This window comes from Pseudomonas sp. IT-P176 (genome assembly GCF_949767245.1).
Lineage (GTDB): Bacteria > Pseudomonadota > Gammaproteobacteria > Pseudomonadales > Pseudomonadaceae > Aquipseudomonas.
In genome coordinates this window covers 46,703-56,875 of sequence record NZ_CATKPN010000049.1, presented here as the reverse complement: position 1 = coordinate 56,875, position 10,173 = coordinate 46,703, and the positions used below count along the sequence as shown (strand labels likewise).

The following is a 10,173-nucleotide window of genomic DNA, read 5'->3' as shown; positions in this document are numbered from 1 at the left end:
CGCCTAATCCAACACCACCCCAGAGGCCGCCACGCAAGCAAGCTCCATCGCCACAGGCCGCTACAAGGTTGTGTAGATACCTATGGCCATCGCGGGCAAGCCGCAAGCGGGCGCCGCAAGCAGGCGCCGCAAGCGGGCGCCCGCTCTCACATTAATCCAGGTCGTTCGCAGATTATCCATACACCCGCCAAACCTGTGGAGCCCTCAGGCGACGTTGGCTTGTAGTGGGGTGTTGTCGGCCAGGATGCGTTCGATGGCGCCGACCAACAGGCTGTGCAGCAGGCGGTCGCGCTCGCGGGGGGGCAGGGGGTGTTGGCCCAGCCAGCCGGGGGCGCTGTTGAGCAGGGAGGCGATGGTGTGTCCGGCGGCCAGCAGGGCTTGGTCGCCGAGTCGGATCGCGGGGCAGAGCATGCGCATCAGTTGTTGCTCGTAGCGTTGCTGTAACTGACGGACGCGCACTTGCTGGTCATCGTTCAGGCAACTGCTGTCGCGCTCCACCAGGCGAAAGTGCCAGGGCATGTCCTGATGCAGTTTCAGGTGTGCCTGGATCAGCGGCAACAGGCGGTCTTGGGAGGTGCGCGAGCGCCGTTCGATGCGGGTGAGGGTGGCCAGCAGTTCTTCGTAGAATTCTTCGATCAAATCCAGCAGCAGGTGCTGTTTGCTCGGGTAGTGGTGATACAGCGAACCTGGGGTAAGCCCCAGGTACGCCGCCAGTTCACGCATGCCGACCTGGCCAAAGCCCTTGCTGGCGAACAGCTCCAGGGCCTTGTCCCGGCTTTGGGCAAAGCGTGAGCAGCGCTCAGTCGTAGACATGGAAGCCGCGTCCGGTCTTGCGACCCAGGTAGCCGGCCGCGACCATTTCCTTGAGCAACGGGGCCGGGCGGTACTTGCTGTCGTTGAAGCCGTCGTAGAAGGCTTGCATGATCGCCAGCAAGGTATCCAGGCCAATCAGGTCGGCCAGGGCCAACGGGCCGATGGGCTGGTTGCAGCCCAGGCGCATGCCGGCGTCGATGTCTTCGGCACTGGCCAGGCCTTCCTGCAGCACCAGCACTGCTTCGTTGATCATCGGTACCAGGATCCGGTTGACCACAAACCCCGGACGGTTGCCCGCGGTGATCGCGGTCTTGCCCAGGCGCTGGGCCATGTCCAGGGCCAGGGCGTGGGTCGCGTCGCTGGTCTGCAGGCCACGAATCACTTCGATCAGCGCCATCACCGGCACCGGATTGAAGAAGTGCAGGCCGATGAACCGCTCGGGGTGGCTGACGCTGGCCGCCAACTGGGTGATCGACAACGACGAGGTGTTGGAGGCAATCACGCACTCGGCGCTGACCTGGGCCGCAGCTTGTTGCAACAGGCGCAGTTTCAGCTCGAGGTTCTCGGTCGCGGCCTCGATCACCATCTGCACGCCGTGCAGGCTGGCGTAGTCGGTGCTGGTGCGGATCTGCCCCAGGGCCGCGAGTTTCTGTTCCTGGCTCAGGCTGCCCTTGGCTACCTGGCGATCGAGGTTCTTGCCGACGGTGGCCAGGGCCTTTTGCAAGGCGCTCTCGGCGATGTCGATCAGGGTCACCTGCAAGCCTGCCACCGCGCAGACCTGCGCGATGCCGTTGCCCATGGTGCCGGCGCCGATCACGCCGATGTGCTGCAGATTCATGTCGATGTCCTTGCTCATACGCGTTCGAACAGCACGGCGATGCCTTGGCCGCCGCCGATGCACATGGTTGCCAGGGCGTAACGGCCCTGCACGCGGTGCAGTTCGTGAATGGCCTTGGTGGCGATGATCGCGCCGGTAGCGCCTACCGGGTGACCGAGGGAAATCCCCGAACCGTTAGGGTTGACCTTCGCTGGATCGAAGCCCAGTTCCTGCGCCACGGCACAGGCCTGGGCGGCGAACGCTTCGTTGGACTCGATCACGTCCAGGTCAGCCACGGTCAGGCCGGCGCGCTCGAGCACCAGGCGGGTCGCGGGAATCGGCCCCAGGCCCATCATCGACGGCTCGACACCGGCGTGGGCGTAACCCACCAGCCGCGCCATCGGCTTGAGACCTTGTTCCTGCACGACTTTGCCGGTGGCCATGATCAGTGCGCCGGCACCGTCGTTGAGGCCCGAGGCGTTGCCGGCGGTGACGCTGCCGTCTTTCTTGAATGCCGGCTTCATGCGCTCCAGCTGTTCGCTGCTGACGTCGCCGCGCACGTGTTCATCGGTGGCAAAGGTCACGGTGCCTTTGCGGGTAGCGATCTCGATCGGCACGATCTGCCCCGCGAAACGCCCTTCGGCGATGGCGTGGGCAGCGCGCTGCTGGCTGAGCAGGGCCAGTTGGTCCTGGGCCTGGCGACTGATGCCGAAATGCTCGGCGATGTTCTCCGCGGTGATGCCCATATGGATCCCGGCGAATGGGTCATGCAAGGCGCCGAGCATGTAGTCGATGCCCTGGATATCGCCCATGCGCGCGCCCCAACGTGCCTGCGGCAGCAGGTAGGCGCCACGGCTCATGGATTCCACGCCACCGGCCATTGCCGCGCCGGCGTCACCGAGCATCAGGCTCTGGGCGGCACTGACGATTGCTTGCAGGCCGGAACCGCACAGGCGGTTGACGTTGAAGGCCGGGGTTTCCTTGGACAGGCCGGCGTTCATCGAAATCACCCGGGAGATGTAAGCGTCGCGGGCTTCGGTCGGGATCACGTGGCCCATCACGGTGTGGCCGATGTGCTCGGGGGCCAGGCCCGAGCGCTCGATGGCGGCGCGGCACACGGCGGTGCCCAGGTCGATCGGCGAAACGTCCTTGAGGGAACCACCAAAACCACCGATGGCGGAACGGACGGCGCTGAGGACAAAAATATCGGAAGGCTTCATGAATGTTCCCTGGGTATCGTGGGCAGCGCGCGGCTCACGTAATATGGGCGGCGCTGGAGGAGGCTGGTTTATGGCGCTGAGTCTAGAGTCAGCCGCGCCGCGGCGCCTATGCCAAAACTGCGCAAGGGTGGTGGCGTTTTTTGCCATGTTCAGATGATCGGGAGCCAGGGAAATACATGCGGGAGACGGATTCGGTAGCGGTGTACTTCGTGTACCCGATGATCCAGGCCTTGCGCGCGGACCCACAGCGCCTGCACGCGGTGCTGCGCCAAGTGGGGATCGATCCGCAACTGCTGGAGCAGCCGGCGGCGCGGGTCCCGGCCTCGGCGTTTGCCGCGTTGTGGCTGGCGCAGATTGGTGAGTTGCAGGACGAGTTCTTCGGCCTCGATTCCCACGGCATGCCACCCGGCAGCTTCGCCCTGATCTGCCGGGCGCTGATCCAGGAGCCGACCCTGGAAAAAGCCATGCGCCAGTGCCTGGCCAACTTTGCCCTGTTCCTGCGGGACTTTCGCGGCACCCTGACGGTGCGCGGCAAACGCGCGCTGATCAGCCTGCAGACCCAGGCGCACAGCGTTGAGCTGGCGCGTTTTGGTGAAGAGACCTTCCTGGTGCTGATGATCAGCCTGCTGTGCTGGCTGGGCGGACGACGGATCGCCATCGACCGCGCCGACTTCCAGCACCCGCGTCTGTCCCTGGACGACGATGCCTTGCTCTGGGGCGCCAACCTGACCTTTGGCGCGGCACGCACGCAAATCGAGTTCGACAGCCGCTTCCTGCAACTGCCGGTGACCCAGGACCTGGCGTCGCTCAAGGCGTTTTTGCGCAGTGCCCCGCAATGGCTGGTGATTCGCTTCCGCAACCAGCACGGCCTGGCGGCGCAGGTCCATCAGCGGCTGCGCAACAGCGATTACAGCCAATGGCCGACCCTGGAAGCCTTTGCCCGCGAGCAACACCTGAGCCCCAGCACCGTGCGGCGCAAGCTCGAGCGCGAAGGCTGTGCGTTCCAGGAGATCAAGGACGAAGTGCGCCGCGCGGTGGCGATCGAACAATTGCGCCGCACCCAGGCCAGCATCACCACGATTGCCGAGCAGATCGGCTTCCAGGAGCCCAGCGCGTTTCACCGCGCCTTCAAGAAGTGGACGGGGGAAAGCCCGGGGCGTTATCGGGCACGGTTCCAGGGTGCGCAGGCATTGCCGGCGGTGGACGAGCATGACCGGTGATCGTCTCGGCTGAGTAATCCAGCATGCCCTGGGCGTTGTTCAACTACTGTTGAAAGTCGCCATGATTGGGGAGTGCCTGTGATGAATAACGTGATTGCCGATCTGATTCTGCACAACGGTCGCCTGCACACAGTGGATCGGGCCAAGCCCCGGGCCAGCGCGGTGGCGATCAAGGACGGGCGGTTCGTGGTGGTCGGCAACGACGCCCAGGCCATGGCCCTGCGCGGCGCGGGCACCCAGGTGGTCGACCTGCTGGGGCGCACGGTGATCCCCGGGCTCAACGACTCGCACTTGCACTTGATCCGTGGCGGCCTGAACTACAACCTGGAATTGCGTTGGGAAGGGGTGCCGTCGCTGGTGGACGCCTTGCGCCTGCTCAAGGACCAGGCCGAACGCACACCCGCCCCGCAGTGGGTACGGGTGGTGGGTGGCTGGAACGAATTCCAGTTCGCCGAAAAACGCCTGCCGACCCTCGACGAATTGAACAGGGCCGCCCCCGATACGCCGGTGTTTGTCTTGCACCTCTACGACCGCGCCTTGCTCAACCGCGCGGCCTTGCGGGTGGTGGGCTACGACCGCAATACGCCGAACCCGCCCGGCGGCGAGATCGTGCGTGACGCCAATGGCGAGCCGAGCGGCATGCTGGTGGCCCGGCCCAACGCGATGATCCTCTATTCGACCCTGGCCAAGGGGCCGAAACTGCCGCTGGAATACCAGCTCAACTCGACCCGCCAGTTCATGCGTGAACTCAACCGCCTCGGGGTCACCAGCGCGATCGATGCCGGCGGTGGTTTCCAGAACTACCCGGACGACTACGCGGTGATCAACGAGCTGGCGGCCAAGGATCAACTGACCATCCGCATCGCCTATAACCTGTTCACCCAGAAACCCAAGGAGGAGCTCAACGACTTCAAACACTGGACCGCCAGCGTCAGCCTGCACCAGGGCGATGATTACATGCGCCACAACGGCGCCGGGGAAATGCTGGTGTTTTCGGCGGCGGATTTCGAGGACTTCCTCGAACCGCGCCCGGACCTGCCCTTGACCATGGAGCAGGAGCTGGAGCCGGTGGTGCGGCATCTGGTGGAGCAACGTTGGCCGTTTCGCCTGCACGCCACCTACGACGAATCGATATCGCGCATGCTCGACGTGTTCGAGAAGGTCAATCGGGATATACCGTTCAATGGCTTGCCATGGTTCTTCGATCACGCCGAAACCATCAGCCCGAAAAACATCGAGCGGGTGCGGGCGCTCGGCGGCGGCATCGCGATCCAGGATCGCATGGCGTTCCAGGGCGAGTACTTCGTCGAACGCTACGGCGCCAAGGCCGCCGAGCTGACCCCGCCGATCCAGCGCATGCTCGCCGAGGGCGTGCCAGTGGGGGCGGGCACCGATGCCACGCGGGTGTCGAGCTACAACCCCTGGACCTCGCTGTACTGGATGGTCAGCGGGCGCACGGTGGGCGGGCTGGCGCTGTACCCGCAAGGGCTGCCCCGGGACACCGCGCTGGAACTGTACACCCACGGCAGTGCCTGGTTCTCCTCGGAACAGGGCAAGAAAGGCCAGATCAAGGTCGGGCAACTGGCGGACCTGGTGGCGCTGACGGCGGACTATTTCACGGTCGAGGACGAGGCGATCAAGTGGATCGAGTCGCTGCTGACGGTGGTCGGCGGCAAGGTGGTGCACGCGGCGGGGGATTTTCAGCGGCTCGCGCCACCCACCTTGCCGGTGACCCCGGACTGGTCGCCGGTGGTCAAGGTCCCGGGGCATTGGCGCCCGGCTGCGCCGCTGCAGGCCCAGGTGCACCAGTGCCGCGGACCTTGTGGCGTGCATGCCCATGGTCACCAGCGCGCGCGGCTGTCGAACGTCCCGGTGAGTGATTTCCAGGGATTCTGGGGCGCCTTCGGTTGTTCGTGTTTTGCCTTTTGAGGGCTGGCCGGCGATTGCGTTAATGAAAATTATGCTGTAGTTTTTCATGAAATTATAAAAACATAATTTCATGGGTAGACAGATGTTTCAGCAATCCACACAACATGTCGCCAGCTACTACGCCCACAGTTGCGCCGATCGATTGCTGGAACGACCGGTGTTTGCGGGCGAGCAGGACACCGAGGTGGTGATCATCGGTGCCGGTTTCAGCGGCCTGCACACCGCGTTGCGCCTGGCCCTGGCCGGCAAGCGCGTGACGGTGCTGGAAGCCAGCCGGGTGGCCTGGGCCGCGTCCGGACGCAATGGCGGCCAGGCGATTCTCGGCTGGTCCTGCGACATGCCGCCCCTGGAAGCGGCGCTCGGTCATGAGCGCGCGCGCCGCCTGTGGGACAGCATGCGCTGGGCCGCCCGGGAGTTGCGTGAACTGCCGGCCCGCCACGGTTTCGACTGTGACTATCGCCCCGGACATTTGTGGACCTCGGTCATGCCGCGGCGGGTCAGCCTGTTGACCGAGTGGCAGCACGAGGCCAGCCACAAGTGGGGTCACGATGGCCTGCAATTCATCCCCCGCGAACAGTTGCCGCAGTGGGTCGCCAGTGAGCGTTACCAGGCCGGGTTGTTCGATCCCGAAGGCGGGCACCTCAACCCGTTGAAACTGGCCCTGGGCCTGGCCGCCACCATCGAAAGCGCAGGCGGTCGCATCTACGAGCAAAGCAAGGCCCTGAGCTACCGCCAGGTGGGCGATCGTTACGTGGTTGAGACTGAGCAGGGTAGCCTGCGCGCCGATGTGCTGGTGCTGGCCTGCAATGCCTACCTCGATCGACTCGATCCGCAGTTGGCCAGTTGCGTGTTGCCGGTGGGCACCTACCAGGTCGCCACCGCGCCGCTGGCGCCGGCACTGGCCAGGGCGTTGCTGCCGGGCAATGTGTGCGTCACCGACAACCAGTTTGTCCTCGATTACTTTCGTCGTACCCCGGACCACCGCCTGCTGTTCGGTGGCGGCTGCACCTACCTGGGCGGCATGCCCAGGGACATCGGCGCGGCAACCCGGCCGTTTCTCGAGCGGGTGTTCCCGCAGTTGCAGGGCGTCGAGCTGGAGTACGCGTGGGGCGGGCACATCGACCTGACCCTCAAGCGCACCCCGGACATCGGCCGGCGCGGCGATCTCTACTGGCTGCAGGGCTATTCGGGACACGGCGTGTTGCCAACCCTGGCCGCCGCCCGCGCGGTATCGGCAGCCGTCCTCGGCCAGGCCGACGAATTGGCCCTGTACCAGGGCCTGCAAAACGACAGTTTTCCCGGCGGCAAATACCTGGCCGCGCCGCTGGAAGCCATCGGCAAGGCCTGGTACCGACTGCGCGACAGCATTTGATCAATCCTCTTCCGGAATTCCAGGCATGAACAAGCAAGAAGAAATTGCCGCGCTGGCGATCCTGATCCACGACCTGCGCAAGCACAAGAAATTCACCCTCAAGGAGCTGGCGGACAAGATCGAGCGTTCCGTGGGTTTCCTTTCGCAAGTCGAGCGTGGCCTGTCCCGCCCGACCGTGGCTGACCTGACGGCGATCAGCGAGACCCTGGGGGTGCCGACCACCTATTTCTACAGCCTGCCCAAGCCCAAGGTCCTGCCGTGGGTCACCCGGCCGGATGAGCGCCGCACCCTGTACTACGCCAACGGCATCACCGACATCCTGGTCTCGCCGAAAATGCGCGCCACCTTCTCGATGCTCGAAAGCCGCCTGGAGGCCGGGGCCAACAGTGGTGAGCGGCACCTGAGCGACAGCTCGGAGCAGGGCGGCTACGTGCTCGAAGGCGAGTTGACCCTGTGGCTGGACGAGGACGACGAGCCCGTCACCTTGCTGGCCGGCGACAGTTTCCAGCTCGACAGCCACACCCGCTGCCGCTACGGCAACCTCACTGACCAACTCACGCGCGTGCTGTGGGTTTACACCTGATCACTACAACGGGAACCTTGAAGATGGACGCTGCCTGCTCTGATCTGTTGGCCGAAGTACGGGCTTTTCGCCAACGCTACCCTGAGGTGCGTTATGTCGACCTCATCTCCCTGGACATTCCGGGGCACTTCTACGGTAAGCGCTATCCGATCGACATGCTGGAAAAAGTCGCCGCCGGCACGGCCCTCAAGTTGCCGCAGAACTGCGTGCTACTGGGTGTGCAGGGTGGCCTGTTCAAGATCGGTGACTACTGCTTCCACGACGGCGACCCGGATGCCGTGCGGCGCCTGGTACCGGGCACACTCAAACCCGTGACCTGGGAGTCCCAGCCCTTGGGGCAGATGCTGATCACCTCCGACGGCACCGCCAAGCCCATCGAATTCGAACCCCGGGAAGTCCTCGCCCAGGTGCTGCAGCGCCTGCGCGGCAAAGGCATTCACCCGGTGGTGGCCTTCGAGCTGGAGTTCTACCTGTTCGACAAGCAACTGCGTGACGGCCTGCCGCAGTTCCCCCGCGACGGCCTGACCGACGACACCGACGATCAACCGAACATGCACATCGAGCGCCTGTCGCGTTTCTCCCCGGTACTCGATGAAATGGTCGAGGCCGCCCGCATCCAGGGCATCGACACCACGGTGATCACCGCTGAACTGGGCCCAGGCCAGTTCGAAATCAACTTCGGCCACCTTGACGACGGCCTGCAAGCCGCTGACTGGGCCGCACTGTTCTGCCGCAGCACCCGGGGCGTGGCCCTCAAGCACGGCTATCGCGCCAGCTTCATGGCCAAGCCGTACCTGCAACATCCCGGCAGCGGCATGCATGTGCACGTCAGCCTGTACGACGTCGCTGGCCAGAACCTGCTGGCGGCCAACCAGCAACAGGCCCTGCGCCATGCCGTCGCCGGCTGCCTGGAACTGCTGCCGCACTGCATGCCGATCTTCGCCCCCAACCAGAACGCCTACCGCCGCCTGGGCGGCACCGTCAACGCGGCCACCCGCGCCAGTTGGGGCTTCGAGGACCGCGACGCCTGCGTGCGCATCCCTGAATCCGACGCCAAGAACCTGCGCATCGAACACCGCCTGGCCGGTGCCGACGCCAACCCCTATCTGGTACTGGCCGCGATCCTGGTCGGCCTGGAGCAGGGTCTGGACGCTGGCCGCGAACCCATCCCGCCGCTCAACGAAGACCGCAACAGTGGCATCGACTTCCCCTTGGACATGCTCGAGGCCGTACGCCAGATGCAACACCAGCCACAACTGCGCGAAGGGCTGGGCGCCGAGTTCGTCGACGTCTACTGCGAAAACAAGCGCCAGGACCACTTGGCCTTCCAACAGGAAATAAGCGCACGGGAATACCGCTGGTACCTATAATCACCCCCTGGCCCGGCTCGCCCCGGGCCAGGGAATTGAAAACCTTGATATTTTTTACTTTGCGTCCTTGACAGGACATCGGAAGCAGTCCAGAATTGCGTCCATTCCTGCTTAGGGAACGAGAAAAACCCTTTAGATTTCAAAGGGTTGGGAGTAGATGAAAATCTAGTTTCCTTCTCCAGTTTGTTTGCGTTTGGTGTTGTTTTTCAGGCATCCGACGTTTGAGGCCGAGTAGCAAAATGGTTATGCAGTGGATTGCAAATCCACCTACGCCGGTTCGATTCCGACCTCGGCCTCCACTATAAATAGCCCTGTAGATCAACGATCTACAGGGCTTTTTTATTTAAGCTGGTGCGCAATGTTTTGTCCTGGATTTGCCTTGGATGAACTTGCTTAGCAGGGTAGGGGTGTATATATTTCCTCCCCTGTCGCACTAGTAGCAAAAACGACTGGTTGGCTTCAAGTCGTGATTGACCGCTACACCGCGCTACCGCCCGAATGGCGAAACTGGTAGACGCATGGGACTTAAAATCCCCCGCTCGTAAGGGCGTGCCGGTTCGATTCCGGCTTCGGGCACCATATATATCAAGGGCTTGCGGGATTTTATCGCGCAGGCCCTTGTTCGTTTCTGGTCCGCAATTACTGGATTGGTCCGCAATTCCCGCCACTCGTCACCTGGCGGGTGTCACCTTCATGCCTTTGCGCATTCTGATGTATTGCTCAGTCATCCCTACGGTTGTATGCCCCAATTGATCGCGGGCTTCGCGTATGTTGCCTGTTGATTCCTCCTTATCTGTTGCTGCGAGAAAATGCGGGCGGGAAATCCCAAAGGAGCTTGATTCAAGGTAT

Annotated in this window: 8 protein-coding genes, 2 tRNA genes and 1 pseudogene; 7 read left to right on the top strand and 4 right to left on the bottom strand. The window is 63.6% G+C overall.

The annotated features are described in order from the left end of the window. Positions 1-204: 204 nt before the first annotated feature. From ACM6IP_RS14965 to ACM6IP_RS14955, 3 genes are read right to left on the bottom strand one after another with little or no spacing between them, the layout of a single operon-like run. Positions 205-813, bottom strand: a complete 609-nt coding sequence (locus tag ACM6IP_RS14965; RefSeq protein ID WP_095169634.1) for a TetR/AcrR family transcriptional regulator — start codon at positions 811-813, stop codon at positions 205-207. Further along, positions 800-1,651 carry a 3-hydroxybutyryl-CoA dehydrogenase gene (locus ACM6IP_RS14960; protein WP_095169739.1) on the bottom strand — a complete coding sequence of 284 codons (852 nt, stop codon included), beginning with the start codon at positions 1,649-1,651 and terminating at the stop codon, positions 800-802. The genes ACM6IP_RS14965 and ACM6IP_RS14960 overlap by 14 nt, the downstream gene beginning before the upstream one ends. Positions 1,652-1,665: 14 nt before the next feature. After that, positions 1,666-2,850, bottom strand: a complete 1,185-nt coding sequence (locus ACM6IP_RS14955) for an acetyl-CoA C-acyltransferase family protein (protein WP_095169635.1) — start codon at positions 2,848-2,850, stop codon at positions 1,666-1,668. A 176-nt stretch (positions 2,851-3,026) separates the two neighbouring features. On the opposite strand from ACM6IP_RS14955, the gene ACM6IP_RS14950 reads away from it, so the two are divergent. From ACM6IP_RS14950 to ACM6IP_RS14920, 7 genes are all read left to right on the top strand, one after another. Continuing rightward, the gene (locus ACM6IP_RS14950; protein WP_320334326.1) at positions 3,027-4,070 is read left to right on the top strand and encodes an AraC family transcriptional regulator; all 1,044 of its coding nucleotides are present in this window, start codon (positions 3,027-3,029) and stop codon (positions 4,068-4,070) included. A gap of 90 nt (positions 4,071-4,160) precedes the next feature. Further along, positions 4,161-5,999 carry an amidohydrolase gene (locus ACM6IP_RS14945; protein WP_414861765.1) on the top strand — a complete coding sequence of 613 codons (1,839 nt, stop codon included), beginning with the start codon at positions 4,161-4,163 and terminating at the stop codon, positions 5,997-5,999. An 82-nt stretch (positions 6,000-6,081) separates the two neighbouring features. Beyond that, positions 6,082-7,371: an NAD(P)/FAD-dependent oxidoreductase gene (locus ACM6IP_RS14940; protein ID WP_414861764.1), complete on the top strand. Its 1,290-nt coding sequence runs from the start codon at positions 6,082-6,084 to the stop codon at positions 7,369-7,371. Between the two features lie 25 nt (positions 7,372-7,396). After that, complete coding sequence (locus ACM6IP_RS14935) at positions 7,397-7,954, top strand: helix-turn-helix domain-containing protein (protein ID WP_095169638.1); 558 nt, start codon at positions 7,397-7,399, stop codon at positions 7,952-7,954. A gap of 23 nt (positions 7,955-7,977) precedes the next feature. Beyond that, positions 7,978-9,324, top strand: coding sequence for a glutamine synthetase family protein (locus ACM6IP_RS14930; RefSeq protein WP_414861763.1), 1,347 nt, complete (start codon positions 7,978-7,980; stop codon positions 9,322-9,324). Between the two features lie 225 nt (positions 9,325-9,549). Beyond that, a tRNA-Cys gene (locus ACM6IP_RS14925) sits at positions 9,550-9,623 on the top strand. A 193-nt stretch (positions 9,624-9,816) separates the two neighbouring features. Next, a tRNA-Leu gene (locus ACM6IP_RS14920) sits at positions 9,817-9,903 on the top strand. A gap of 92 nt (positions 9,904-9,995) precedes the next feature. Here the strand turns inward: ACM6IP_RS14920 and ACM6IP_RS14915 are convergent. Continuing rightward, positions 9,996-10,127 (bottom strand): annotated as a pseudogene (locus ACM6IP_RS14915) (integrase); the annotation flags it as partial. Between the last annotated feature and the right edge of the window lie 46 nt (positions 10,128-10,173).

Bases quoted from the DNA above. Each gene is read 5' to 3' on its own strand.
- ACM6IP_RS14940 (WP_414861764.1), top strand. From the start codon at position 6,082: ATGTTTCAGCAATCCACACAACATGTCGCCAGCTACTACGCCCACAGT.
- ACM6IP_RS14935 (WP_095169638.1), top strand. From the start codon at position 7,397: ATGAACAAGCAAGAAGAAATTGCCGCGCTGGCGATCCTGATCCACGAC.
- ACM6IP_RS14950 (WP_320334326.1), top strand. From the start codon at position 3,027: ATGCGGGAGACGGATTCGGTAGCGGTGTACTTCGTGTACCCGATGATC.
- ACM6IP_RS14965 (WP_095169634.1), bottom strand. From the start codon at position 813: ATGTCTACGACTGAGCGCTGCTCACGCTTTGCCCAAAGCCGGGACAAG.
- ACM6IP_RS14930 (WP_414861763.1), top strand. From the start codon at position 7,978: ATGGACGCTGCCTGCTCTGATCTGTTGGCCGAAGTACGGGCTTTTCGC.
- ACM6IP_RS14960 (WP_095169739.1), bottom strand. From the start codon at position 1,651: ATGAATCTGCAGCACATCGGCGTGATCGGCGCCGGCACCATGGGCAAC.
- ACM6IP_RS14955 (WP_095169635.1), bottom strand. From the start codon at position 2,850: ATGAAGCCTTCCGATATTTTTGTCCTCAGCGCCGTCCGTTCCGCCATC.